This window comes from Variovorax sp. GW458-11-26-14-LB1, from assembly GCF_059423965.1.
Genome location: NZ_JBWKYW010000002.1, coordinates 168,408 through 194,635 on the forward strand (window position 1 = coordinate 168,408; position 26,228 = coordinate 194,635).

Sequence of the window (26,228 nt, forward strand, 5' to 3'; positions counted from 1 at the left end):
CCCGCCCGCCGACACATGGCAGACGGGCCCAAACCCTCGCCTTTCGTCAGAACGACACGTTCAGATTCGCCTTCACCGACTGGTCGCGCGCCTTGCCGCCGAACTGCCCGCCATACGACACGCCGAAGGTCGCGCGCGGCGAGAACGCGAAATCCAGGCCGAGTTGCAGCACCGCCGCGTTCTTCGCGACCGCCACGCCCGCGATGTCCGAGAAGCCGGTGGCGCCCGGCAATGCGACGCTAGTGAAGGGCGTCAGGTCCCCGTAGGCGCGGCGCCAGCCGACCATGCCCTTGAGCGTGGCATCGACACTGCCCAGGCGCAGCGCGGTCGATGCGCGCAGGCCCAGCGTCGACAGGCCGACGTTCGCGCTGCCGCTGCGCGCCTGCAGCGCCGCCCACGTGCCGCGCTCGGAGAACGCGTCGGTGTGCAGCGTGACGTGCGCGAGGTTCGCGAAGGGCTCCAGTGCCACATCGCCGGCCGCCAGGCTGTAGCCCACTTCGCCGAAGACCTGCGTGGTCGATGCGTCGTGGTTGCTCTTGAGCGAATCCGCCAGGCCCGCCACGCGCGCCTGGCGCGTGGTGTCCACGTCGTGTCGCGCATAGGCCGCACCGGCGCGCAGGGCCCACGGGCCGAGCGTGGTGCCGCCGTACAGGCCCAGGTGGTAGCTGGTGGCATCGCCCGAGGACGAGCGCGCGTCCACGTCGAACTTGCTGCGGCTGTAGCCACCGGTCACGCCCAGGCGCACGTTGTCGCCCACGCGGGTGTCGCCGCCCATCAGCAGGCCGTCGACCGAGCGATCGAGCCGCGCGGCGTTGCCGTCGCCGCGCGCATGGCCGGTCGAATGCAGGGCCTGGCTCCAGAAGACCGTCTCGCCCGTGGTCGGGGCGGCCATGTGCGACTGGCCGGTGCCGTCGTTGATCTTGACCGGCGCCGTGGACGCGCCCGCCGTGCCGGCCGAGGCGCGCAGGCGCTCCAGCGCGGCCTCGCGCACGAAGCGGCTGTCTTCGATGAGCGCGGTCTTCGCGGAGGCATGCACTTCACCCGACAGGCTGTCGAAGCCCGTGCGTGCGGCCGGCACGCCCTCCAGCTGCAGCGCGGCGGCCAGCGCCGGGCTCCATGCGGCGGCGCCATCGAGGTTCACCCCCATCGCACGCTGGTTGCCCGACTGCGCGACCGACGCGAACGACACGCTGTTGCGCATGGCCTCGGTGTAGACCTGCGTCGCGGTGTAGCCCAGCTTCGGCGAGAGAAAGAGGTAGTCCTTGGCCACGCTGAAATCGGCGAAGGTGCCGCTCACGCCGCCCTCGGCGTTGAGCAGCGTGTAGCGCGCACCGAGAACGTAGCCGCCAAGCACGCGCACCGTGCCGCCGTCGAGCGTGGCGTGGCCGCTGACATCGAGCCGGTCGGCCTGCGCATCGGTGCCGCTCAGTTCGGCCTCGAAGGTCGCGCCCGGCGCGAAGCGTGCGTTGCCGGCCACGTGCAGCGTGCCGATGGAGTTGCCCGGCGCCACGACACCGCCCGCCGCGATGGTGGTGCTGCCAACCGTGCCGGTGCCCTGCAGGCGCCCGCCCGACAGCACGGCCATCGTGCCGCCCAGCGTGCCGTTGACCGACAGCATGCCCTGCGCCACCGAGGTCTTGCCGGTGAAGGCGCCGGAGTCGCCGGTGAGCTCGAAGCTGCCCGCGCCCGCCTTGACGAGGCCGCCGCTGCCGCTGAAGCGGCCCGCGAACTGCGTCGAACGGTCGTTGCCGCCGGTGGTCAGCGTGCCGGTGCCCACGGCGACGTCGCCTGCGCCGGCGAGTGAACCGATGGTGGCGTCGAAGCCGTTGAGGTCGAGCCTGGCCTTGCCGGCCACCGTGAACGCACTGGCGCTCGACAGGCCGGTGGCCGAGCCCGCGCGCAGCGTGCCGCCCTGGACCCAGGTCGCGCCGCTGTAGCTGTTGGCGCCGCTCAAGGTGGTGACGCCTTCGCCGGTCGTGCCGCCCGTGGTGCGCAGGTCGCCCGCGCCGGTGATGTTGTAGGTGAAGTCGTAGGCATCGCTTCGGTCGATGGCGAAGCTGGCACCCGCGTCGATGGCCACGTGGCTGGTGATGGAGCCGGTGGTGCCGCCCTCGCCCAGCGCGAGCTCACCCGCCTGGACGTGCGTGTCGCCCGAGTAGGTGTTGGTGCCCGTGAGCACCAGCCGCCCGGCGCCGGCCTTCACGAGGCTGCCGCGGTAGTCCTCGTCGGTCTTGCTGCGCAGGTGGGTCAGGCGCTCCCAGTCGACGTTGATCGCCATCGCCCGGTCCTCGACCGCCGTCATGATGTCGTCTACGGGAACCACCAGGTACGCCGATATCTCGGCCCATTGGGGATCTCCCGGGCCGGCAAGCCGGCGAAAGATTTCAAACCGCCCGGCGGTGCCCTTCGCCAGGGGATTTGCCTTTGCGGCGGCCAGCGCCTGGGCGTAGTCACCACCCGACAGCATGGCCGTGCGCAGGGCCTGGAGCAACGCGACGGCCTCCTCGCCCTCGGGCCTGAAGGTATCCAGGGCCACCGGTCCCTTCATGAGCGCGCCCAGGCGTGCGATCTCGGCGGCCTCTTCCTGCTTGCGCTGGACCAGCCCCGTTTCCGAGATGTCGTGGCGCCACGTATCGGCCATCCCGCCAGGCATGTCGATGACCGTGCGCTTGAGCAGCTGGCCCGGCCCCTTCATGGCGTTCTCGAGGTTGACGAGGCCCCAGCCGATCACCTCGTCGGGCGCCGTCTGGCGCGTGCCGTCGAGCTTCGTGGCCGTGGTGAGCAGCACCTGCAGCGCCTGCTCGTTGGTCATGTACGGAAAGCGCTCCATGATGACGCCCAGGGCCCCCGTGGCATGCGGCGCCGCCATCGAGGTTCCGGTGTAGGTCCCGTAGGCCCCGTCGAACACCGTGCTCGTGATGCCGGACCCGGGGGTGGCCACGCACCAGTACTTGGCGATGCCGCACTTGTTGAGGGAGCCGTTCTGCTGGTAGCCCTTCTTGTCCCACCTTTCCATGGCGCCCGTCACCGTCAGCCAGTGCCCCTCCACGTCGGGCCTGAAATACGGCAGCGCCCCGCGCGCCGCCGGGTTGGCCTGCCCCTGGTTGTCGGCGGCGAACACCTGGATGACCCCTTCCTTGCCATCGGCCTGGGGCTTCGTGGCGTCGATCGCGGCGTCGACCCAGGACGGCCCGCGCAGGTACTGCAGGTAGTCGGCGGTGACCGCATTCTGTGTGCTGAAATTCCGATTGCTCGGATTGCCCCAGCTGTTGTTGATGACCCGCACGCCCGCGTCGCGCATGCCCTGGTAGAGGTTGCGGAAGTTCTCGGTCGTGGCGAGGGGGTAGCTGTCCGGACTCAACCCGGCACTCGAACTCAGCGCGTCGGGCGCATTGGTGTTGCCCACGACCACGTGGGCATTGAACGCTACGCCGTGCATGTTGTTCTTGACGTCCTGCCCGTCCCGGCTGGCGCCCACGGTGCCGGACACGTGGGTGCCGTGGAAACCGTAGCCCACGTCTTTGCCGTTGAGCACGGACCCATCCGCCGCGAACTCGCTGTACGCCCCGTTGGACGTCGCCGTCACCAGCGCCGTGAAGCGCGTGAGCGGCAATTCGCGCGTGTGGCGCACGTCGAAGCCCGAGTCGATCACGCCCAGCTTCACGCCCTTGCCGGTGAAGCCCGCCGCGTAGGCGTACTCGGTCTTCATCGCCCCGAGCCCCCAGTCGGCCAGGAACTCCTTCGTGCGCCAGCTGGCCGGGTCGCCGATCATGCCGGGGTCTCCCGGATAGGCCTGTGCGCCGGCCGCGGTGGCCAGCATCGAACCCCACACGCACACGGCGGCGCGGGCCACGGCCCTGCGCTTGAACTTCGGTGATCTCGTCATGACGGAACGAACCCTCTCTGTCTTGGAATGGAATGAAAAGACCGTCGCCCTGCCGGTGAAGCCACGTCGTGAAGACGTCGCGCACGGGCCGGTTAACGGTCGTTAAATTCTGGAAAGAGGGGTCGTTCTTTGTGATCTCGTCGGGGCTTGTTCCGATACTTTGAAATCCTGACGCTGGAGTTTTTCCCTAGGTTCCGGCGCTTTCAGGCCGCCAGCCGCTGCCGCTTGTCCTGCGCGTCGCGCCCCGCAATGTGCTCGCGCGCGCGCTTCCAGTCCTCGTCCTGCCATTGCGACATGCGCGAGAAATTCCCGCCCGTGGCCTGGAACTGCGCGCCGTCGATGGCGATGGTCTGGCCGTTGACGTACTCCGAGCCCGGGCCGAGCAGGTAGGCTGCGAGGTTGGCCAGCTCGGGCATGCGGCCGTTGCGCTCCATGGGGTTGCGCTCGGCCTTGTGCTCGCCGCCGCCGGGGTTCAGCCGCGCGCTCATGCCTTCGGTGGGGAACAGGCCCGGCGCGATGGCGTTGAAGCGGATGCCGCGCCCGGCCCACTCGACGGCGAGCGACTGCGTCATGGCGTGCAGCCCGGCCTTCGACATGGCCGAGGGCACGGTGAAGGGCGAGCCGTTCCACACCCAGGTGGTGAGGATCGACAGCACCGACGCGGCCTTGCCTTCGGCCAGCCAGCGCTTGCCGCATTCGAGCGTCATGCAGAAGCTGCCGCGAAAGACGATGCTCGAAATGGCGTCGAAGGCGCGCGGCGACAGGTCTTCGGTGCGGCTCACGAAATTGCCCGCGGCGTTGTTGACGAGGCCGTCGAGCGCGCCGCCGTCGGCCCAGATTTCATCGAGCATCTCGGTGATCTGCGTGTCGTGGCGGATGTCGCAGGTCTTGGGCGTCACGCGCCCGCCGTGCAGGTGCATCAGCTCGGCCGCCGTTTCTTCGAGCACGGGCGCGCGGCGCCCGCAGATGTAGACGTGGGCACCGAGCAGCAGCAGCGCCTCGCTCATCACGCGGCCCAGGCCGCTGCCGCCACCGGTCACGAGGTAGCGACGGCCGGCCAGCAGGCCGGGCTTGAACATCAGGTCGTCGAGGGTCATGAAAATCCTTGTGTGCGGTCCGTTGAAATTCGGAATGAAGCTCAGCGCCCCGTGTAGACGGGCGCGCGCTTCTCGAGGAAAGCGTTCATGCCTTCGCGGAAATCGCGGGTCTGGGTGCACAGCACCTGGTTGCGGTCTTCCATGGCAATCACCGCTTCCATGCTGCCGGCGTCCACGGCGATGCCGAGCGCCTCCTTGGTCAGGCGCAGCGCCACGGGCGTCGCATGGAGCATGTCGTCGGCCAGCGCCTGCGCCTCGGCCTGCAACGCGGGCAGCGCATCGACGCGGCTCACGAGGCCCAGCGCGTAGGCGCGCTGCGCGTCCATGAAGCGGCCGGTGAGCATGTACTCGGCCGCCACCGAGCTGCCGACCATGCGTGGCAAAAAGTAGCTCACGCCCACGTCGCAGGCCGACAGGCCGATGCGGATGAAGGCGGCGTTCATGCGCGCGTCGGGCGTGGCCAGGCGCACGTCGGAGGCCAGCGCGAGCGCAAAGCCGCCGCCGCTGGCCGCGCCCTGCACCACGCTGACGATGGGCTGCGGGCAGCGCCGCATGGCCAGCATGATGTCGCGGATGCCCTTCTGCTGTTCGAGCATGTCGGCCACGCCGAGGTCTTCGCCGCCCACCTGTTCCTTCAGGTCGAGCCCGGCGCAGAAGGCGCGGCCCGCGCCCTGCAGCACGACCACGCGCTCGGGGCTGCGTGCGCTCAGGCCTTCGAAGTACTCGCGCAGCGCGCGCACCAGCACCGGGTCGAGCGCGTTGAGGCGCTCGGGGCGGTTCAGCGTGAGCCAGGCGACCTCGCCGCGCCGCTCGACCTGCAGCACCTCGTTCATGGCCGTCACAGCGCGCGCGAGATCACTTCTTTCATGATCTCGTTGGTGCCGCCGTAGATGCGCTGCACGCGCCCGTCGGCGTACATGCGCGCGACCATGTACTCGGTCATGAAGCCGTAGCCGCCGAACAGCTGCAGGCATTCGTCGACCACGCGGCCCTGCGTCTCGGAGGCCCAGAGCTTGGCCATGGAGGCGGTGGCGGTGTCGAGTCGGCCGGCCACGAGGTCTTCCACGCAGCGGTCGATGAAGGCGCGGCCCACCTTGATCTGCGTGGCGATCTCGGCCAGCTTGAACTTGGTGTTCTGGAACTCGGCGATCGGCTTGCCGAAGGCCTTGCGGTCGCGCACGTAGTCGAGCGTGGCCTGGTAGGCGCCTTCCATGGTGGCCAGCGCGTTCACGCCGATGATGGTGCGCTCGTACGGCAGGTCGCTCATGAGCTGGAAGAAGCCCTGCCCTTCCTGGCCGCCGAGCAGCGCGTCGGCCGGCACGTGCACGTCGTCGAAGAAGAGCTCGGAGGTGTCCTGCGCCTTCATGCCGATCTTGTCGAGCACGCGGCCCACGCGGTAGCCCTCGCAGCCCTCGGTCTCGACGATGAGGATGGAGGTGCCCTTGGCGCCCTGCGTCGGGTCGGTCTTGGCCACGACCAGCACCACGCCCGCGAGAAAGCCGTTGGTGATGAAGGTCTTGGAGCCGCGGATGCGGTAGCTGCCGTCGGGCTGCTTCTCGGCGCGCGTGCGCACGCCCTGCAGGTCGGAGCCGGCGCCGGGCTCGGTCATGGCGATGGCGCCGACCAGCTCGCCGCGCGCCATGCGCGGCAGGTAGCGTTGCTTCTGTTCCTCGGTGCCGTGGTTCAGGAAGTAGTGCGCCACGATGGTGTGCACCGAGCTGGCCATGCCGCTGAGCGCGCGGCGCGCCTTCTCTTCGTAGAACACGGCCTCGTGGCGGAAGTCGCCGCCCGCGCCGCCGTAGGCCTCGGGAATGTCGGAGCACAGCAGGCCGAGCGCGCCGGCCTTGCGCCACACCTCGTGGCCGACGTGGCCGCGCTTGCGCGCCTCTTCGTCGTGGGGCACGACTTCGGTCTCGACGAAACGCACGACGTTGTCGCGGTACAGCTCCAGTTCTTCGTCGCTCCACGAGCGGCGGAAATCGATGGGCATGGGGTGTCCTTCAGTGTCTTGGAATGAGGGGAATGGGGTCAGCCGACGCGGCGTTCCTTACCGGCCCAGAAAGGCTCGCGCAGCTGGAACTTCTGCAGCTTGCCGGCCGCCGACAGCGGCAGCGCATCGCGGAACTCCACGCTGCGCGGGCACTTGTAGTTGGCGATCTGGTCGCGGCAATGCGCGATGACGTCTTCGGCCGTGAGCGGCATGCCCTCGCGCAGCACGATCACGGCATGCACGCGCTCGCCCCACTTGTCGTCGGGCACGCCGATGACGGCGGACATCAGCACCTGCGGCATCTGGGCGATGGCGTTCTCGACCTCGGCCGAGTACACGTTCTCGCCGCCGCTCACGATCATGTCCTTCATGCGGTCGACCACGAACAGCAGGCCGTGCTCGTCCATGTAGCCGCCGTCGCCGGTGTGCATCCAGCCGCCGCGCAGCGCGGCCTCGGTTTCTGCCGGCTTGTTCCAGTAGCCCTTCATGACCATCGGGCCGCGCGCGACGATCTCGCCGACCTGGCCGGGGGGCAGCTCGTTGTCCTCGCCGTCGACGATGCGGATCTCGGCCACGGGCACCGGCGTGCCGGCCGCGCGCAGCAGGCGGTTGCGGTCGGGGCTCGGCAGGTGGAAGTGCGGCATCAGCACGGCCACGGTGGGCGACAGCTCGGTCATGCCGTAAGCCTGCGAGAAACTGGTGGCGGGCAGCGCCGCCATGGCCTGCTCGAGCAGCGCGACGTCGATGGGCGCGGCGCCGTACAGCAGCATCTGCAGGCTCGACAGGTCGAACTCGGCAAAGCGCGGGTGCTCGATCACGCGCTTGATCATGGTGGGCACCAGGAACATCTCGGTGGCGCGCGCGGCCTGGATGGCCTGCAGGATCGCCACCTCGTCGAACATCGGCACCACGTGCTGCGGCACCAGCCGCAGGATGCTCTGCAGCGACAGCCCGCAGCCGGCCACGTGGAACATGGGCACGGCGATGACCACGGCGGCGTTGCGCGTCTCGCGCGGCACCGCGGCCACCGAGCTCAGCGCGTTGATGTAGAGGCTGCCGTGCGTGAGCATCACGCCCTTGGGCCGGCCGGTGGTGCCGCCGGTGTACATGATGGCGGCCAGCTCGTCGGCGCTGTGCGGCGCGTCGTCGATGGGCTGCGCCTCGGCCAGCAACGCCTCGTAGCCGACCATGCCCTCGGGCACGGGACCGTCGCCGCAGTACGCCACGGTGCGCAGCGAGTTCGAAAGCTTGCGCAGCTCGCCGGCCATGGGCGCGAACAGGTCGTCGACCAGCAGGATGCGCGTGTCGCAGTCGTCCAGCGAGTAGGCGACCTCCTTCGGGTTCCAGCGGATGTTCACCGGGTTGATGACGCCGCCGCCCCACCAGGTGCCGAAGAAGAACTCGACGAAACGGTGCGAGTTGAGGCTCATCATGCCGACGCGGTCGCCGCGCGCCATGCCGAGCTGCTGCAGCACGGCGCCCAGGCGCGCCACGCGGTCGGTGAGGGTCGCGAAGTCCAGGCGGTGGTTGCCGCAGACCACGGCGGTCTCGCGGGCCTTCTCGCGGCGGCCCTTGTGCAGGGGCTGGGTGAGGAACATGGTGTCGTCTCCTTGGTGGTTTTTTTCGTCAGGCAACCCGGCGTGCGTGGCCGGCCCAGTGCGGCTCGCGCAGGCGGTACTTCATGACCTTGCCGGCGCCCGAGATCGGCAGCGCCTCGACGAACGCCACGCTGCGCGGGCACTTGTAGCCGGCGATCAATTCACGGCAATGGGCGATGAGCGCATCGGCATCGGCATCGCTGCCGGGCTTGCGCACCACCACCGCATGCACGGCCTCGCCCCAGCGCTCGTCGGGCACGCCGATGACGGCGGCGGCGGCCACGGCGGGGTGGCGCGCGAGCGCACCCTCGACCTCGGCGCAGTAGATGTTCTCGCCGCCGCTCACGATCATGTCCTTGTAGCGGTCGACGATGAAGACGAAGCCGTCGTCGTCCATGCGGGCGGCGTCGCCGGTGTGCATCCAGCCATCGCGCAGCGCGGCGGCCGTCTGTTCGGGCAGGTTCCAGTAGCCCTGCATCACGCACGGGCTGCGCACGGTGAGTTCACCGACGGTGCCGCGCGGCACCTCGCGGCCGTCGCTGTCGCACACGCGCAGGTCGATGCCCGAGAGCGCCTGCCCGGCCGAGGCCAGCTTGCCGAGCTTGCGGCCTTCGGGCGAGTGGTAGTGGCGCGTGAGGTAGCTCACGCCGGCCGACAGCTCGGTCATGCCGTAGCCCTGCGCGAACTCGGCCTGCGGAAAGGTCGCGAAGGCGCGCTCCAGCAGCGCCTCGGTGATGGGCGAGGCACCGTAGCCGACGAAGCGCACGCTCGACAGATCGGCCTGCGCGGTGCGCGGGTCGTCCACCAGCATCTGCAGCATGGCGGGCACGGCCATGAGGTTGGTGGCGCGGTCGCGCTCGATGGCGGCGAGCATGCCGTCCACCGAGAAGCCCGGCAGGATGATCTGCGCGCAGCCCATGAGCACGCCGCGCAGCAGGAACGACAGCCCCGCCAGGTGAAAGAGCGGCGCCACCTGCAAGAGCCGCGCGCTGTCGTCGAAGAAGGCGCCGAGCATCGACACCTGCGCGTTGATCACCAGCGCCGCGTGGCTGAGCATCACGCCCTTGGGCCGGCCGGTGGTGCCGCCTGTGTAGAACACGCCGGCCAGGTCGTCGCCGCCACGCAGCGCGTCGGGCACGGGCTCGCTCTCGCGGACCAGCGCCTCGTAATCGGTCATGCCCGTGGGCGCCTGGCGCTCGCCCATGTAGACCCAGGTGGTGACGGCGCGCGCGGCGGCGCGCAGCGCGTCCGCCGTCGCCAGGAACTGGTCGTCCACGAACAGGATGTGCGTCGCGCAGTCGTCGAGCGAGTGCGCCATCTCCGCCACGCTCCAGCGTGTGTTGACCGGGTTGACCACGCCGCCGGCCCACCACACGGCCAGGTAGTACTCCAGCGTGCGGTCGGCGTTGAGCGCGAGCACGCCCACGCGGTCGCCGGGCTGCACGCCCAGGCGGCGCAGCCCGCTCGCCAGGCGCGCGACGCGCTCGCCGAGTTCGCCGTACGTGCGCGTGCGGCCCTGGAACACGGTGGCGACGGCGCGCGGGCTGCACTGCATGGCGCGGTGCAGGGCCTGCGTGAGGTACAGCGGCGGTGGCGTGGTGGGCATGGACAAGGCTCCTGTCGGTGCGGTGCGGAAATGCCATGCATGCGCGAACGCGCATGCCCGGAAAACGAGGACGTCAGCGGGCTTCGGCCACGGGCGCTGCCGCGCCCCAGCGCTTGAGCAGCGCGGGCCCGTCGTCGGGCGACACGGCCGGCGGCACGACCGGCGCGGTGCGGCTGAAGCGCGGCGCGGGCGCGGGCTGCACCACGCCGCCCACGGTGGCGAAGGTGCCGCGCGCCACGTTGTGCGGGTGCTGCGGCGCTTCGTCCCAATCGAGCACGGGCGCGAAGCAGGCGTCGCTGCCTTCGAGCAGCACGCACCATTCGTCGCGCGTGCGGGTGCGGAACACGTCGGCCAGGCGCAGCTTGAGCAGCGGCCAGCGGTCGGCGTCCATCTGGGCGTCGAAGGCGGGGTCGTCGACCAGGCCGCAGCGTTCGCGCAGCAATGCGTAGAACTGCGGCTCGATGGAACCGATGGCCACGTACTTGCCGTCGGCGCAGGCGTAGGTGTCGTAGAAGTGGGCGCCGCCGTCGAGCAGGTTCTCGCCGCGCTGGTTGCTCCACTGGCCGGCCGACTTGAAGCCGTACATCATGGCCGACAGCAGGGCGGCGCCGTCGGTCATGGCGGCGTCGACCACCTGGCCCTGGCCCGAGGCCTTGACCTCGTGCAGCGCGGCCAGCAGGCCGAAGGCCAGCAGCATGGCGCCGCCGCCGAAGTCGCCCACGTAGTTCAGCGGCGGCACGGGCGCCTCGCCCGAACGGCCGATGGCGTGCAGCGCGCCGCTGATGGCGATGTAGTTGATGTCGTGGCCGGCCGCGTGCGCCAGCGGGCCGTGCTGGCCCCAGCCGGTCATGCGGCCGTAGACCAGGCGCGGGTTGCGCGCAAGGCATTCGGCCGGGCCCAGGCCCAGGCGTTCCATCACGCCGGGGCGGAAGCCCTCGATGAGGATGTCGGCGCGCGCGATGGCGTCGAGCACCGGCGCGGCGGCGTCGGGGGCGCGCAGGTCGACCTCCCAGGTGCTGCGCCCGCGCGCCAGGATGTCGTGGGGGTCGCGCCGCGTGCCGGGGCGCGCGATGCGCAGCACCTCCGCGCCCATGTCGGCGAACAGCATCGCGCAAAAGGGGCCGGGGCCGATGCCGGCCATCTCGACGACCCGAAGTCCTTTCAGGGGTCCTGCCATGTGTGTCTCCTCTGGCGCGCACCCGGCGGCCTGTTGTGTGAAGGCATCTTGGCGCGCGGGCGCCGGCGTCGCATCGTCGGAAGCGACGAAAGCGCGGAAAGACGTTTCAACGCCCCGTGAAGACGGGTGCGCGCTTGGCCGCGAAGGCGGCGGCGGCCTCGCGGAAATCCTCGGTTTTCAGCGCCAGCACCTGGGCGCGGTTCTCGACCTCGAGCGCGGCGTCCAGGCTCGGTGCCTCGAGGTTGGCCCACATGAGCTGCTTGGTGTGGCGCGTGGCGTAGGGGCTGTTGCGCAGCACGTCGGCGGCCAGGGCGAGCGCGCGCGGCAGCAGGGCCTCGTCGTCGACCAGCGCGGCGACCAGGCCGATGCGCTCGGCCTCGTCGGCAGGCACGGGGCGACCCGTGAGCATGAGCTCGAAGGCGCGCGAGGCGCCCACCAGGCGCGGCAGGTGGTAGCTGATGCCGCACTCGCCGGCCGTGAGGCCGATGCGCACCGCGCCCACATGGAACGACGCCGAGCGCGCGGCCACGCGGATGTCGGCGCCCAGCGTGAGCGCAAAGCCCGCGCCCACGGCCACGCCGTTGACGGCGGCGATCACCACCTTGTCGAGCGCGCGCAGCCGCCGCACCATGCCGGCGAACAGTTCCTGTCCCGCCATCAGGTCGGCCACCGAGGGCTCGCCGTCGAGCGGCTGGTCGTCGCGGCGCGTGAGCGGCGTCGTGAGATCCCAGCCGGCGCAGAAGCCGCGCCCGGCGCCTGTGAGCACCAGCACGCGCACGCTGCCGTCCTGCGCCAGTGCGTCGAGCGCGGCACACAGGCGCCGCACGGTGGGCTGGCTCAGTGCGTTGAGGCGCGCGGGGCGGTTCAGCGTGAGCAGCGCGATGCCTGCGCGGCTGCGGTCGATGAGGATGTCGTCGTCTGCTTCGCTGTCGGGCATGGCGGTCTCTTCTTTGTTCAGCGGCCGCTCCAGCGCGGCGCGCGTTTCTCGATGAAGGCACGCGGGCCTTCCTTGAAGTCTTCGCTCGCGGCCACGCGCTCGAAGGCGTCGCGCGTGAGGGCGCGCAGCGCGGCTTCGTCGAGCCCGCTGTTCGCCTCGCGCGCCACGCGCAGGCTCTGGCGCACCGCCACCGGGCCGTTGCGCGCGATCTCGGCGGCCAGCGCCAGCGCGGCTTCGCGCAGCCCCTCGACGTCAGACACGAGGCGGTTGACCAGGCCGAAGCCGTGCGCGCGCTCAGCATCGAGCTGGCCCGCCGTGAGGATCAGCTCGAGCGCGATGTTCGGCGGAATGGCGCGCGGCAGCCGGTACAGCCCACCCGCCGCGGCGATCAGCCCGCGCAGCACCTCGGGCAGGCCGAAGGCGGCCTGCCGCACGGCCACGACGAGGTCGCAGGCCAGCACGAGCTCGGTGCCGCCGGCCAGCGCCTTGCCGTTGACGGCGGCGATCCACGGCTTGCTGCGCTCGCGGTACACGAAGCCCGCGAAGCCGCCGCGCTCGGTGCGCAGCGCGCTGCCGCGCCCGGCCGACACTTCCTTCAGGTCGGCGCCCGCGCAGAAGGCTTCGCGGCCGGCGCCGGTGAGCACCACGGCGCGGATGTCGTCGTCGGCCTCGGTGGCATCGACGGCGGCTTCGAGCCCCGACGCCACATCGCCGTTGACGGCGTTGCGCGCCTCGGGGCGGTCGATGGTGACGAGGGCGACGTGGCCCGGCAAACGTTCGACGGTGACTGCGCTCATGACACGCTCCAGTTCAAGAGATCGTCCGCACTGGCCGTCATCGTGCCGCTGCAACCGACAGGGCTGCGGTCGAGGTCGGTCAGCACCTTCAACGAAGCCGCATCCGTGGCCTCGACGCGCGCCATGAGCCGTTCGCCGGCCGGCGTGCGCGCGATCACGATGCCCTGCGAGGGCTGGCCGTCGCGGCCGTAGACCACGGTGAAGGTCTCCAGCGTGGCGGCGCCCGCGTACTGCAGCACCAGCGGCGGCACCGGGCCGCGCCGCGCATCGGCGGCGGCCTGCACGTCGTAGTCGGGCTTCGGAAGCCCTTGCGGCGGCGGGCTGGAGCCCAGCACCAGCGCGTGGTGCTTGGTGACGTACTCGCCCTGGCCGTAGAGCAGCGCGGCCTTGCCCTTCGGCGCGGCGCGCAGCGCGCGCACCAGGCCCGCGGCGGCGTGCGTCATGTAGTCGTTGAGCGGCGCGCCGAAGAAGCTCAGGCCGCCGGTGGAGGTCATGCGCGCCTCGGGCGCCAGGCCCAGCGTGCGGCGCGCCATCTTGGGCACGATGGGGAAGCAGCTGTACAGCTCCAGCATCTCGAAGGCCGAGGCATCGCCGCCGACCTGCGCGAGCACGGTTTCCATCACCAGGTCCTGCGCGTGCGAGCGGTGGTACTGGTCGCGCTGCAGGTAGTCGCGCGGCTCGCGTGCGGCGGCGCCGTCCCACACGTAGACCCAGCGGTCTTCGGGAATGCCGAGTTCGCGCGCATGGCCCACGCTGGTGAGCAGCACGGCCGCGCCCATGTTGACCAGCGGGTTGGCCACCATGTGCTTGGTGTAGGGCCAGGCGATGAGGCGGTTGGCCGCGTCGACGCGGGCGATGTCTTCGGGCGTGAAGGGCTTGCGCAGCCAGGCGTAGGGGTTGGCGGCGGCCACCTCGGAGTAGCGCGCCCACAGGCCCGACGACTCGTCCTGCGCCTGGCGCGGCGTCTGGCCCCAGTGGGCGAGCGCGGCGTTCTCGTAGAACGGGTAGATGGTGGTCGGCATGGCCGCGCCGAGCTGGATCGCCACGGGGTGGCAGATGTCGGTGCCGCGCACCAGCTTCACGCTGTCGTCGCGCGGGGTCCAGTCCAGCGCGATGCCGAGCTTGGCGGCGGCATCGACCGTGTAGCGCGCCTCGGCGCCGGTGATGGCGGCCACTTTGCTCTCGCCGCGCGCGATGCGCAGCGCGGCCTCGTGGATGTAGCGCACCGGCGATTCGCCACCGGTGACGCCGTAGACGCTGCGCGCCGGGCTGCAGCCCAGCCGTGCGTTGAGCAGCGCGGGCGCGTCGGTGTAGGGCCACGAGTACTCGCAGACGACGTCGAGCGAGTCGAGCCCGGCCAGCAGCGCGGCGGCGCCGCTGTCCTGTGCGGCGGCGCGCATGGCGCGCGCCATCAGCTCGATGGGTTCCAGGCCTTCGGCGGCCTCCTTGGTGCGGTGCGTGATCTCGCCGACGCCGACGATGACCGGCGTGCGGTCGTCCAGTGCTGTCATGGGGTTAGTGCTGTGAGAGGGGTTGTTGTTGCTGCAGCTGCGCCACGCGGCGCAGGTGCCACGCGGGCGGGCCGAACTGGCCTTCGATGAGGGTGGTGCGGCGCACGTAATGGCCCACGGCGAGTTCTTCGGTCATGCCCATGCCGCCGTGCAGCTGCACCGCGCCCTGCCCCACGGCGCGGCAGGCCTTGGCGACCGCGACCTTGGCGGAGGACACGGCGCGAGCGCGCGAGGCCGCGTCGGCGCCCGCGGCCAGTGCCTCGCCCACGCTGGCGGTGAGCGCGTCGGCCTGCTCGAGCGCCATGTGCATGTCGGCCAGCCGGTGCTGCAGCACCTGGAAGCTGGAGATCGGCACGCCGAACTGCTTGCGCTGGCGCACGTAGTCGAGCGTGTCGCGCATCAGCCGGCGCAGGATGCCGATGGACTCGGCGCAGACCGCGAGCGTGGCTTCGTCGAGCGCCTGTTCGATCTGCGGCAACGCTGCGCCTTCCTCGCCGAGCAACGCATCGGCGTTCAGGCGCACCGCGTCGAAGGCGATGTCGGCGGCGCGGCCACCGTCGCGTGTGCGGTAGGCGCGCAGCTGCACGCCGGGCGCGTCCTTGGGCACGACCAGCAACGACAAGCCCTTGTCGCTGCGCGCCGTGACGATGACATGGCTGGCCCATGGCGCGGCCTGCACCACGGCCTTGCGGCCGTCGAGCCGCAGCCGCCCGTCGGCCTCGCGCACGAGCGTCGTGCGCACGTCGTCGCGTGCGTGGCGGCTGTGCGGCTCATCGTGCGCGAAGGCCAGCACGGCCTGCCCGGCGACGACGCGCGCGAGCAGCGCATCGGCCATCGCGCCCGGATGGCGCTGCAGCAGGCCGGCGCCGATCACCAGCGTCGAAAGATACGGCTCGGCCGCGAGCGCGCCCCCCAGCGTGGGCAGCAGCGCGAGGTGCGCGGCCAGGCCGAGACCCAGCCCGCCCTGCGATTCGGGCAGGGCCGCGCCCAGCAGGCCGAGGTCACTTGCCAGGCCTCGCCAGAACGGCGGCGGTGCGTCGTCGGCGGCGGCCAGCGCATGAAGTCGCTGCTCGAAGCCGTGCTGGTCGTCGAGGTAGCGCGCGAGGCTGTCGCGCAGCATCGCGAGGGTGTCGTCTTGTTCGGTGAGGGTGGTCATGAAAAACGGGCCTCAGCGTGATTGCAGCAACTGGGCCGCGATGATGTTGCGCTGCACTTCGTTGGAGCCCGCGTAGATCGACGCGGCGCGGTCGTTGAGGTAGGCGGACATCGAGAACACCGCCTCCTCGGGCACGGCCAGCGCGCCTTGCAGGCTGTCGTCCAGCGGCAGGTCGGCCGCCGCGTAGTGCGCGGCGATCTCCACGCCGAGTTCGGTCAGGCGCTGGCGCAGCTCGGAGCCCATCACCTTGCCCATCGAGGGCCGGATGCCGTGCGGCTCGCCACGCGCCTGGGCGCGCAGCGACTGCAGCTCGGTGGCTTCGACCGCATCGATGGCGCAGTCCATCTCGGCCAGGCGCAGTGCCATTTCGCGCGCCTCGTCGGCGGCGGTGTCGCCTGCGGCAGCGAAGGCGCTGTCGGCCGCGGCGCGCAGCCGGCGCAGGCGCGCGCGCAGCATCGGCGCCCAGGCCCCGCCGCGCTCGTGCTGCAGCAGGTACTTGGCTACCGTCCAGCCCTGGTTCTCCTCGCCGATGAGGCCGCTGGCGGGCACGCGCACGTCGTCGAAGAACACCTGGTTGAGCTCGTGGTCGCCCGAGATGCTGATGATCGGGCGGATCGTCAGGCCGGCCTGGGGGATGTCGAAGCACAGGAAGCTGATGCCCTGCTGCGCCTTGCCGCCCGAGGCCGTGCGCACGAGGCAGAACATGCGGTTGGCGTACTGCGCGTGGGTGGTCCAGATCTTGGTGCCGTTGATGACGTAGTCGTCGCCGTCGCGCACCGCCTTGCATTGCAGCGACGCCAGGTCGGAGCCCGACTGCGGCTCGGAGTAGCCCTGGCACCAGTAGTCCTCGCCCGAGCGGATGCCCGGCAGCCAGGCCTGCTTCTGCGCCTCGGTGCCGAAGGCGATGATCACCGGCGCGACCATGCCGGGCCCCATGGGCGCGCGCGGCGGCGCGTCGGCCGCGGCCAGCTCGCTCGCGAAGAGGTAGTGCTGCATCGGCGTCCAGCCGGTGCCGCCGTGTTCCACCGGCCAGTGCGGCACGCTCCAGCCCCGTTGGGCCAGCACGCGGTGCCAGCGGTTGCCGTCGGCGTAGTCGGTGAAGATGCCGGAGCAGCGACGCCCTGCGGCGCGCAGCTCAGGCGTCAGCTCGCGCGCAAGAAAGTCGCGAACCTCGTCGCGAAACGCGGTCTCCGCCGCGCTGAGGGTCCAGGCCATGGTGTTGTCTCACAGGGTTCACACCCGGCAAGTGTGCGGCGCGCGCGCCGGCGCGGCATCGTCGGATCGGACGAACGTGGGCGCCCCGCCGCGGCGGTGAGCGCTTTTTTCTTCAGTTGAAGCCCATGCCGGGCCGAACGTTCAGGCGGCGACCGCTTCGCGTGCCGGCACCGCTTGCGTCCCGACGGGCATGTGCTGCGCCCAGTCGATGATCTCGAGCGTGCCGTCGGCATGCTCGGCCAGCGCGGTGAGGCTTTCCACCCAGTCGCCGTCGTTGCAGTACAGGATGCCGTCGATGTCGCGCATCTCGGCGTGGTGGATGTGGCCGCACACCACGCCCTGCGCGCCGCGGTTGCGGGCCTCGCGGGCCACGGCGTTCTCGAAGTCGCCGACGTAGCTCACGGCGCGCTTGACCTTGCCCTTGAGGTACTTCGAGAGCGACCAGTACGGAAGCCCCATGCGCGCGCGCAGCGAGTTGAGGTGGCGGTTCAGCTTGAGCGTGAACTCGTAGAGCGAGTCGCCCACGTAGGCCAGCCACTTGGCGCACTGGATCACGCCGTCGAACAAATCGCCGTGGATGATCCACAGCTTGCGGCCGTCGGCCGTCTCATGAATCCACTCGTCGGCCACGTCGATGCCGCCGAAGTTGTGGTTCAGGTACTTGCGGGCGAACTCGTCGTGGTTGCCCGGAATGAAGATCACGCGCGTGCCCTTGCGCGCCTTGCGCAGCAGCTTCTGGATCACGTCGTTGTGCGCCTGCGGCCAGTACCAGTGGCGCTTGAGCTGCCAGCCGTCGATGATGTCGCCGACCAGGAACAGGGTCTCGCACTCGGTGTGCTTGAGAAAGTCGAGCAGCGCCCTGGCCTGGCAGCCGGGCGTGCCCAGGTGCAGGTCGGAGATCCAGAGGGTGCGATAGCGCAGCGCCGGACGCGCCGCATCGTCGTCCTCCGGCTCGGGAGGCTGGATCGCGGTGTCGCGCCAGGCGCGAAGGAAAGCGTCGTCGCGTTGCATGGTCCGGCAGGTTCGCAGCCGCGCGTGACCGCGCGATGGCGACTCCGTGACATCCCGGTGACGCGTGGCACCAGGGCAACGCCACAATCGGACGATGCGCTCTGGCCAGATCATCGTTCTCGTGTCCCCCGTGTTCTTTCTGCTGATCGCGATCGAGTTCGCGGTCGGCCGCGCGCGCGCCCGGCGCGGCACCGGGCAGGACACCTACCGCCTGGCCGACGCCGTGAACAGCATCGGGCTGGGCATGCTGAGCCAGATCAGCGCGGTGCTCACGGGGCTCTTGCGCGTCGGCATCTACACCGCCGTGTATTCGGCGGTGACGCTCTTTCCGCAGGAGGCGGCGCGCGAGTTCTGGACCACCTGGTACGGCTGGCTGCTGGCGCTGGTGTTCTACGACTTCTGCTACTACTGGCTGCACCGCATGGGCCACGAGTCGGCCGTGCTGTGGGCCGCGCACGTGGTGCACCACCAGAGCCAGCACTACAACCTGTCGACCGCGCTGCGCCAGACCTCGAGCGGCGCGCTGCTGGGCTGGGTCTTCTACCTGCCGATGGCCGTGGCCGGCGTGCCGCCGCTGGTGTTCGTCGTGGTGGCGCTCATCGACCTGCTCTACCAGTTCTGGGTGCATACAGAACAGGTCGGCAAGCTCGGCTGGTTCGACCGCTGGTTCTGCTCGCCCTCGAACCACCGCGTGCACCACGCGGTGAACGACACGTATCTGGACCGCAACTACGGCGGCGTGCTGGTCGTGTGGGACCGCCTCTTCGGCACCTTCCGCGAGGAGGACGAGCGCTGCGTGTACGGCACGCGCGGCGAGCTGAAAAGCTGGGACCCGCTGTGGGCCAACGCCGAGGTGTACTGGGCGCTCGCGAAGGACTCATGGCATGCGCGCCGCTGGTCCGACAAGCTGCGCGTGTGGTTCAAGCCGCCCGGCTGGCGCCCCGCCGACGTGGCGGCGCGCTACCCGAAGCCCGCTTTCGACATCGCGAAAGTCACGCGCTACGAGCCCGTGGTGAGCCGCGGCGTGCAATGGTTCGCGGGCCTGCAGTTCCTCGCGCTGCTGGCCGGCGTGACGGTGTTCCTCTGGTTCTCCGACGCCCTGCCGCTGCCGCAGGCCGCCGTCTGGCTGGCCGCGCTCACGGCCGGGCTGTGGGCCGTGGGCGCGGTGCTGCAGGGCCGGCTGTCGGTCACCGAGGTGTTGCTGGTCGAGGCCGCCGCGCTGGCCACGGCGAGCGCGGCCTTGGGCATCGGCTGGCTGCACCTCCTCTTCAAGCCGTTGGCGCTGGCCATCGCCATCGCCTTCGCGGCCCGCCGCGCGCAACGCCAGCCCGGCGGCATCGCGCGCTTCGATGCGCTGCTGCTGACCGGCCTGGTCTTCTCGCTCGCGGGCGACGTGTTGCTGATGGGGCCGGCGAACCTCTTCGTGCCCGGGCTGGTGTGCTTCCTGCTCGCGCACCTGGCGTACATCGCGCTGTTCCGCATCGGCGTCGGGCTGTTCCCGCGGCCGCGCGCGCTGGCGGCCACCTTGCTGATCGGCGCGGGCATGTACGCCTTCCTGTGGCAGGGCGGCCTGCCGGTGGCGCTGCGCATTCCGGTCGGGTTCTACGTGGTGGTGATCGCCTGCATGGCGGCGCAGGCCATCGGGCGTGCGGCGGTGCTGCGTTCCAGCGACCCGGCCGCGCTGTGGGTGGCGGTGGGCGCCTGCTTCTTCATGCTGAGCGACGCGCTGCTGGCGATCAACCGGTTCGTGTCGCCGCTGCCGCTGGCGTCGCTGTGGGTGCTGTCTACCTATTACGTGGCGCAGATGTTGATCGTGCGGCACGTCCGGCGGCCGACGGCCTGACTTTCTCCTTCCCACAGAGGGGAAGGAGCAGGCCCTCGACCTAGTCAGCGCAGCGCTGGATTTCCACCGTCGAGTGCCGGATCTCCTCGTGCATCGAAAAGCACGCCCGCACCTGGTCGGCCGTGAGCGTGGCCGAATGCGTCACCACCGTGAGCGCGCAGGCGTACGCATCGCGGCCGATGCGCCAGACGTGCAGGTCGGCCACGCAGGTTTCGGAATCGGCCAGCATCGTCTCGACGCCTTCGCGAATTTCTTCGGTGACGGGGTGGTCCATTTCGCGATCGAGCAGGACCTTGCCGGTTTCCTTCAGCAGGCCCTTGGCCCAGACGGCGACGAGCACGGCGCCGACGATGCCCATGGCCGGGTCGAGCCAGGACCAGCCGTAGAACCAGCCGCCCAGCAACGCCGCGATGGCGAGCACCGAGGTGGCGGCGTCGGCCACCACGTGCAGGTAGGCGGAGCGCAGGTTGAGGTCGTGGCCATGCGCGTGATCGTGACCGTGGTGGTCATGGCCGTGCCCGTGGTCATGGCCGTGATGGTCGTGCGAATGCCCCAAGAGCCGCGCGCAGACCAGGTTCACCACCAGCCCCAGCACCGCGATCGAGATGGCCTCGGGGTAGTGGATGGCCACGGGCGACCACAACCGCTCCAGCGAACCCACCACCATGAGCGCGGCGACGCCGAGCAGCAGCAGCGCGCTCGCGAAGCCGCCGAGCACCTCGATCTTCCAGGTGCCGAAGGCAAAGCGCGGGTCGCGGGCGTAGCGCCGCGCGGCGGCGTAGGCGAAGGCGCTCAGGCCGATGGCCAGCGCGTGCGAGCTCATGTGCCAGCCGTCGGCCAAAAGCGCCATGGAGTTGAACCACCAGCCGGCGCCGATCTCGACCACCATCATGGCGGCGGTGATCCACATCACGAGGCGGGTGCTGCGTTCGGCGGCGGCATTGCCCGCGCCGAAGTGGTGGTCGTGCTGCCAGGCGCTCAGGTCGTGGGTGTGCATGGGATTCTCTTCAGGCGCCGAACAGGTCCGGGCCGTCGGCGCGGCCCGAGGGCGGCACCACGCCCAGGTGGCGGTAGGCCGCGAGCGTGGCGATGCGCCCGCGCGGCGTGCGTTGCAGGTAGCCCTGCTGGATGAGGTAGGGCTCGATCACGTCCTCGATGGTGTCGCGCTCCTCGCCGATGCTGGCGGCCACGTTGTCCAGGCCGACCGGGCCGCCGTCGAAGCGGTGGATGACAGCCTCGAGCAGCTTGCGGTCCATGAGGTCGAAGCCCTGCGGGTCGACGTCGAGCATGGCCAGCGCCTTGTGCGCGATGTCCTCGGTGATGCGGCCGTTGCCCTTGACCTCGGCGTAGTCGCGCACCCGGCGCAGCAGGCGGTTGGCGATGCGGGGCGTGCCGCGCGAACGGCGCGCGATCTCGAAGCCGCCGGCGGCGTCGGTCTCGACCTTGAGCAGGCCCGCGCTGCGGCGCACGATGAGCGCCAGTTCTTCGGGCGTGTAGAACTCCAGCCGCGCCACGATGCCGAAGCGGTCGCGCAACGGGTTGGTCAGCATGCCGGCGCGGGTGGTGGCGCCCACCAGCGTGAAGGGCTGCAGGTCGAGCTTGATGCTGCGCGCCGCGGGGCCCTCGCCGATCATGATGTCGATCTGGTAGTCCTCCAGCGCGGGGTACAGGATTTCCTCGACGACCGGGCTCAGGCGGTGAATCTCGTCGATGAAGAGCACGTCGTTGGGCTCGAGGTTGGTCAGCAGCGCCGCCAGGTCCTTGGGCTTTTCGAGCACGGGGCCCGAGGTCTGGCGCAGGTTGACGCCCAGCTCGGCCGCGATGATGTGCGACAGCGTGGTCTTGCCCAGGCCCGGCGGGCCGAACAGCAGCACGTGGTCGAGCGCCTCTTTGCGCTTGCGCGCCGCGCCGATGAAGATCTCGAGCTGCTCGCGCACCTTGGCCTGGCCGACGTACTCGTCGAGCAGCTTGGGCCGCAGCGCCCGCTCGATCGCCTCCTCGTTGGGCGAGGCGGGGGCGGCGGACACCACGCGTTGCGGGGCGGGGGCGAAATCGTCGGTCTGGATGGTCATTGGAGGTGGGTCTTCGGCGATGAGTTTAGTCCTTGGCCACACTGGCAGAATGTTCGGCCATACAACAAGACGAGGGGAAGGTCAGGCGTGTCCATCTACGAACTGAAACCGCGTTTCCAGGCCTTGCTGCGACCGCTCGTGGTCCGGCTGCATGCGATGGGCGTGACGGCCAACCAGGTGACGCTGGCGGCCTGCGCGGTGTCGGTCGGGCTCGGGCTCTGGCTGTTCTTCGCCGCGCCCTCGCTGGCGGCCTTCGGCCTGATCCCCGCCTGGATGTTCCTGCGCATGGCCTTCAACGCCATCGACGGCATGCTGGCACGCGAGCACCACCAGCAAAGCCGGCTGGGCGCCTTCCTCAACGAACTCACCGACGTGGTCTCCGACGCCGCGCTCTACCTGCCCTTCGCGCTGGTGGCGCCGTTCGCGCCGTTCTGGGTCGGCACGGTCATCGTGCTGGCCGGACTGAGCGAATTCGCCGGCGCGCTGGGCCCCACGGTGGGCGCCTCGCGCCGCTACGACGGGCCGATGGGCAAGAGCGACCGGGCCTTCGTGTTCGGCGCGCTCGGGTTGTATGTCGCCCTCGGCGGGCCGCTGCCGGGCTGGACCGCCCTCCTGATGCCATTGCTGGCCGCGCTGGTGGCCTGGACGGTCGTCAACCGCATCCGCCGCGCCCTGGCCGAGGCCGAGGCGCCCGCCGCCTGAAACACCCCCATACAAATAAATAAAGAAGAGCCTTCTTCATGACCCTTTCCACACCCCGCGTCGCCGCCGAACACCACTTCCGCACGCACGACGGCGAATCGCTGTTCTACCGCCACTGGCCGGCCACGGGCGCCGCGCGGCGCGGCGCCGTGCTGCTGTTCCACCGCGGCCACGAGCACGGCGCGCGCATGGCGCACCTGGTGGACGAGCTGGACCTGCCCGACTTCGACTTCTTCGCCTGGGACGCGCGCGGCCACGGCCTGTCGCCGGGCCAGCGCGGCTACAGCCCCAGCTTCGGCACCTCGGTGCGCGACGTGCAGACCTTCGTGCAGCACATCGCCGCCGCCCACGGCGTGCCCGAGCACGACATCCACGTGGTGGCGCAGAGCGTGGGCGCGGTGCTGATCGCCACCTGGGCGCACGACTACGCACCCAAGGTGCGCGGCCTCACGCTGGCCTCGCCGGCCTTCAAGGTCAAGCTCTACGTGCCGTTCGCGCGGCCAGGGCTGGCGCTCATGCACAAGCTGCGCGGGCTGTTCTTCGTGAACAGCTACGTGAAGCCGAAGTTCCTCACGCACGACCCCGCGCGCATCGAGAGCTACAAGAACGACCCGCTGATCTCGCGCCCGATCGCCGTCAACATCCTGCTGGGCCTGTACGAGGCGGCCGACCGCGTGGTGGCCGACGCCAACGCGATCACGCTGCCGGTGCAGCTGCTCATCTCGGGCGCCGACTGGGTGGTGCACCACAAGCCGCAGCACCAGTTCTTCGAGCGGCTGGGCAGCGCCGTGAAGACGAAGACGGTGCTGCCGGGCTTCTTCCACGACACGCTGGGCGAGAAAGACCGGGCGCCCGCGGTGGCGTCGATCCGCGAATTCATCCTGCAGCGCTTCGACGAACCGGCCGTGCCGGTCGACCTGCGCGAGGCGCACCTGAACGGCAACACCGCCGACGAATCGCGCGCGCTGGCCGAACCGCTCTCGCCCCTGTCGCCGCGCGGCGCCTACTGGGCGATCACGCGCGGCGGGCTGCGCGTGGGCGGCACGCTGTCCAGCGGCATCGCGCTGGGCCACGCCACGGGCTTCGACTCGGGCAGCACGCTCGACTACGTCTACCGCAACCAGCCGCAGGGCAAGGGCGCGCTGGGCCGCTCGGTCGACCGCACCTACCTCGACTCCATCGGCTGGCGCGGCATCCGCCAGCGCAAGATTCATGTGGAAGAGCTGCTGCGCATCGCGATGGAGCGGCTGGTCGAGATGCACCGCGAGGTGCGCCTCATGGACATCGCGGCCGGCCACGGCCGTTACGTGCTCGACGCGGTGCTGGCCAGCCCGGTGAAGGCCAGCTCGATCCTGCTGCGCGACTACAGCGACATCAACGTGCGCGACGGCACGGCCCTGATCGCCGAGAAGGGCCTGGAAGACGTCGCCCAGTTCGTGCAGGCCGACGCCTTCGACCGCATCAGCCTCGCGAGCGTGACGCCGCGGCCCACGCTGGCCGTGGTGTCGGGCCTGTACGAGCTGTTCCCCGACAACGAGATGGTGCGCCGCTCGCTGGCGGGAGTGGGCGACGCGGTGGAAGACCGGGGCTACCTGGTCTACACCGGCCAGCCCTGGCACCCGCAGCTCGAAATGATCGCCCGCGCGCTCACCAGCCACCGCCAGGGCGAAGCCTGGGTGATGCGCCGGCGTACGCAGGCCGAGATGGACCAGCTGGTCGAAGAGGCGGGCTTCCGCAAGATCGACCAGCGGGTGGACGAGTGGGGCATCTTCACGGTGTCGCTGGCGGTGCGCGTCGCGCAATGACCGCCCGGCGCGCGCCCCGGCCGTGGAAACGCGCCGCCGCGTGGCTGGTGCTGCTGGGGCCGCTGTTTTACGCGACCTACGGCTTCGCCAACTGGTGGGCCACCACGCGTGCCAGCGTGCCCTCGATGGCCTTCGACTGGGAGCGGCAGGTGCCCTTCTGGGCCTGGACGATCTTTCCGTACTGGACCATCAACGTCTTCTACGCGCTGTCGCTGTTCCTGGCGCGTGACCGCCACACGCTCGACCGGCATGCGCTGCGGCTGGTGAGCGCCACGCTCATCGCCTGCACCTGCTTCATCCTCTGGCCGCTGCACTTCAGCTTCGGCCAGCCGCCGGTGGAGGGCGCGCCGGCCTTCCTGTTCAACGCGCTGCGCGGCTTCGACCAGCCGTACAACCAGGCGCCCTCGCTGCACATCGCGCTGGCCGTGATCCTGTGGGACTGGTACCGGCGCTTCATCCGGCCGCTGTGGGCGCGGCTCGTGCTGCATGTGTGGGCCTTCGCGATCTGCGCCTCGGTGCTCACGACCTGGCAGCACCACTTCATCGACATCCCGACCGGCGCGCTGCTGGGCATCTTCTGCGTGTGGCTGTGGCCGATGGCGCGCCGGGTGTCGATGCTGCGCGCGTGGCGCCTGGCGCGCGATCCGCAGCGGCTGAAGCTCGCGGGCTTCTACGCCGTGGGCGCAGCGCTGTGCCTGTTCGCGGCGCTGGCGACCGGCGGCGTGGCGCTGTGGCTGGCGTGGCCGGCGGCGGCGCTCGCGCTGGTGGCGCTCAACTACCTCGGCTTCGGCACGCGCGGCTTCCAGATGGACGGCCACGGCCGCATGGGCTGGGCGGCGCGCTGGCTGTTCGCACCCTACCGCCTGGCCGCGGCCTTCAATGTGTGGCTCTGGACGCGCAAGCTGCCGGCCTCGGTCGAGGTGGTGCCCGGCCTGCGCCTGGGCCGTCGCCCCACGCAGGCCGAATGGCTCGCCGCCGGCCAGCCCCGGCTCGTGAGCCTGTGCGCCGAGCTGCAACTGCCGGCCGGCGTGCCGCCCGCCCGTGCGCGCTGCGTGCCGCTGCTCGACCTCGTGGTGCCGCCGCCCGTGCGCCTGCGCCGCGCCGCGGCCGTCATCGAAGGCCAGCGCCGTGCCGCGGCGGCCGACGGCTCGGCCGTGTGGGTCTGCTGCGCGCTGGGCTTCTCGCGCAGCGCCGCCGCCGTGATCGCCTGGCTGGGCCGCGACCACGGCCTGGCGCAGGCCGAAGACGCCGTGCGCCGCGCCCGCCCGCAGATCGTGCTGCACGCCGCCTGGCGTACCGCACTCGAACCCCTTGGAACACCTGCCCGCCATGACTGACAACGAACGCGCCACCTGCACCACCCTGGCCGGCCTGCTGCGCGCGGCGGCCATGCTCGCCCTCTGGGGCTTCGCGCTCACCTGCATCGCCGCCCTGGTGCTGGCACTCACGCTGCGCGGGCTCTCGAACACCGCCATCCTGGCCTTTGCCGCGGTGATGGTGCTGGGCGTGCTCGAACGCTACTTCGCCTTCCGGCTGCGGCTGGACCAGGCGCTGTTCGAAGGCCTGGCCAACGGCCAGATCGCCTCGCTGGGCGCGATGGACAACGCCCTGTCGGTGCTCGGGCTGCGCGACCCGCCGCCGCAGCCCAACGCCCGCGCGCTCGCCGACCGCGTGCAGGGAACCCGCCAACTGATGCAGCGCCACGCCATCGTGATCGCCTGCCAGAACGCGCTCTTCCTGCTCGCCCTCATGACACAGGAACTCGCTTGAACAACGACAACGGCAACAACAAGAACGACAGCAGCAGCGACGACAGCGCACGGCC

At 70.7% G+C, this 26,228-nt stretch carries 20 protein-coding genes; 5 read left to right on the plus strand and 15 right to left on the minus strand.

Translation table 11 applies throughout. From position 1 onward, the window contains the following. Positions 1–46 precede the first annotated feature (46 nt). The 13 genes from AC07YS_RS02175 to AC07YS_RS02235 all read right to left on the minus strand — a co-directional run bounded on the left by AC07YS_RS02175 (position 47) and on the right by AC07YS_RS02235 (position 17,981). Positions 47–3,886: an autotransporter domain-containing protein gene (locus AC07YS_RS02175; RefSeq protein ID WP_495267024.1), complete on the minus strand. Its 3,840-nt coding sequence runs from the start codon at positions 3,884–3,886 to the stop codon at positions 47–49. 203 nt (positions 3,887–4,089) lie between these two features. Next, positions 4,090–4,983 carry an SDR family oxidoreductase gene (locus AC07YS_RS02180; RefSeq protein WP_095746851.1) on the minus strand — a complete coding sequence of 298 codons (894 nt, stop codon included), beginning with the start codon at positions 4,981–4,983 and terminating at the stop codon, positions 4,090–4,092. Between the two features lie 41 nt (positions 4,984–5,024). Next, the gene (locus AC07YS_RS02185) at positions 5,025–5,816 is read right to left on the minus strand and encodes an enoyl-CoA hydratase/isomerase family protein (protein WP_495267105.1); all 792 of its coding nucleotides are present in this window, start codon (positions 5,814–5,816) and stop codon (positions 5,025–5,027) included. A gap of 5 nt (positions 5,817–5,821) precedes the next feature. Then, positions 5,822–6,973: an acyl-CoA dehydrogenase family protein gene (locus tag AC07YS_RS02190; protein WP_095947975.1), complete on the minus strand. Its 1,152-nt coding sequence runs from the start codon at positions 6,971–6,973 to the stop codon at positions 5,822–5,824. A gap of 38 nt (positions 6,974–7,011) precedes the next feature. Next, positions 7,012–8,571 (minus strand): long-chain-fatty-acid--CoA ligase, encoded by a 1,560-nt coding sequence (locus AC07YS_RS02195; protein WP_495267023.1) that lies wholly within the window; start codon positions 8,569–8,571, stop codon positions 7,012–7,014. A 28-nt stretch (positions 8,572–8,599) separates the two neighbouring features. Further along, entirely contained in the window at positions 8,600–10,177 is a 1,578-nt protein-coding gene (locus AC07YS_RS02200; protein WP_495267022.1) for an acyl-CoA synthetase, read from the minus strand. A 73-nt stretch (positions 10,178–10,250) separates the two neighbouring features. Beyond that, positions 10,251–11,354, minus strand: a complete 1,104-nt coding sequence (locus AC07YS_RS02205) for a CaiB/BaiF CoA transferase family protein (RefSeq protein ID WP_062478197.1) — start codon at positions 11,352–11,354, stop codon at positions 10,251–10,253. A 106-nt stretch (positions 11,355–11,460) separates the two neighbouring features. After that, a complete protein-coding gene (locus tag AC07YS_RS02210) occupies positions 11,461–12,291 on the minus strand; it encodes an enoyl-CoA hydratase/isomerase family protein (RefSeq protein WP_492686467.1) in 831 nt (276 codons plus the stop codon). A gap of 17 nt (positions 12,292–12,308) precedes the next feature. Then, complete coding sequence (locus tag AC07YS_RS02215; RefSeq protein WP_354344716.1) at positions 12,309–13,088, minus strand: enoyl-CoA hydratase-related protein; 780 nt, start codon at positions 13,086–13,088, stop codon at positions 12,309–12,311. Continuing rightward, entirely contained in the window at positions 13,085–14,599 is a 1,515-nt protein-coding gene (locus AC07YS_RS02220) for an acetyl-CoA acetyltransferase (RefSeq protein ID WP_495267021.1), read from the minus strand. Before AC07YS_RS02220 ends, AC07YS_RS02215 begins: the two co-directional genes overlap by 4 nt. Positions 14,600–14,603: 4 nt before the next feature. After that, on the minus strand, positions 14,604–15,755 hold the full coding sequence (locus tag AC07YS_RS02225) for an acyl-CoA dehydrogenase family protein (RefSeq protein WP_495267020.1): 1,152 nt from the start codon (positions 15,753–15,755) through the stop codon (positions 14,604–14,606). Positions 15,756–15,767: 12 nt separating this feature from the next. After that, the gene (locus AC07YS_RS02230; protein ID WP_307696413.1) at positions 15,768–16,970 is read right to left on the minus strand and encodes an acyl-CoA dehydrogenase family protein; all 1,203 of its coding nucleotides are present in this window, start codon (positions 16,968–16,970) and stop codon (positions 15,768–15,770) included. 141 nt (positions 16,971–17,111) lie between these two features. Next, positions 17,112–17,981, minus strand: coding sequence for a UDP-2,3-diacylglucosamine diphosphatase (locus tag AC07YS_RS02235; protein ID WP_062482079.1), 870 nt, complete (start codon positions 17,979–17,981; stop codon positions 17,112–17,114). A gap of 94 nt (positions 17,982–18,075) precedes the next feature. On the opposite strand from AC07YS_RS02235, the gene AC07YS_RS02240 reads away from it, so the two are divergent. Further along, positions 18,076–19,824 carry a lysoplasmalogenase family protein gene (locus tag AC07YS_RS02240; protein ID WP_495267019.1) on the plus strand — a complete coding sequence of 583 codons (1,749 nt, stop codon included), beginning with the start codon at positions 18,076–18,078 and terminating at the stop codon, positions 19,822–19,824. Between the two features lie 40 nt (positions 19,825–19,864). Here AC07YS_RS02240 and dmeF read toward each other — a convergent pair whose 3' ends face one another. After that, the gene (dmeF, locus tag AC07YS_RS02245; RefSeq protein ID WP_495267018.1) at positions 19,865–20,821 is read right to left on the minus strand and encodes a CDF family Co(II)/Ni(II) efflux transporter DmeF; all 957 of its coding nucleotides are present in this window, start codon (positions 20,819–20,821) and stop codon (positions 19,865–19,867) included. Between the two features lie 10 nt (positions 20,822–20,831). Further along, the gene (gene ruvB / locus AC07YS_RS02250) at positions 20,832–21,896 is read right to left on the minus strand and encodes a Holliday junction branch migration DNA helicase RuvB (protein ID WP_062482092.1); all 1,065 of its coding nucleotides are present in this window, start codon (positions 21,894–21,896) and stop codon (positions 20,832–20,834) included. Between the two features lie 87 nt (positions 21,897–21,983). Between ruvB and AC07YS_RS02255 the strand changes: the two genes are divergently transcribed. The 4 genes from AC07YS_RS02255 to AC07YS_RS02270 are packed head-to-tail and all read left to right on the plus strand — an operon-like array spanning position 21,984 to position 26,173. Beyond that, positions 21,984–22,598, plus strand: coding sequence for a CDP-alcohol phosphatidyltransferase family protein (locus AC07YS_RS02255; RefSeq protein WP_095947964.1), 615 nt, complete (start codon positions 21,984–21,986; stop codon positions 22,596–22,598). 38 nt (positions 22,599–22,636) lie between these two features. Then, complete coding sequence (locus AC07YS_RS02260; RefSeq protein ID WP_495267017.1) at positions 22,637–24,403, plus strand: bifunctional alpha/beta hydrolase/class I SAM-dependent methyltransferase; 1,767 nt, start codon at positions 22,637–22,639, stop codon at positions 24,401–24,403. Further along, the gene (locus tag AC07YS_RS02265) at positions 24,400–25,740 is read left to right on the plus strand and encodes a phosphatase PAP2/dual specificity phosphatase family protein (RefSeq protein WP_495267016.1); all 1,341 of its coding nucleotides are present in this window, start codon (positions 24,400–24,402) and stop codon (positions 25,738–25,740) included. Before AC07YS_RS02260 ends, AC07YS_RS02265 begins: the two co-directional genes overlap by 4 nt. Continuing rightward, positions 25,733–26,173, plus strand: coding sequence for a hypothetical protein (locus AC07YS_RS02270; protein ID WP_062482724.1), 441 nt, complete (start codon positions 25,733–25,735; stop codon positions 26,171–26,173). Before AC07YS_RS02265 ends, AC07YS_RS02270 begins: the two co-directional genes overlap by 8 nt. Positions 26,174–26,228: the final 55 nt, after the last annotated feature.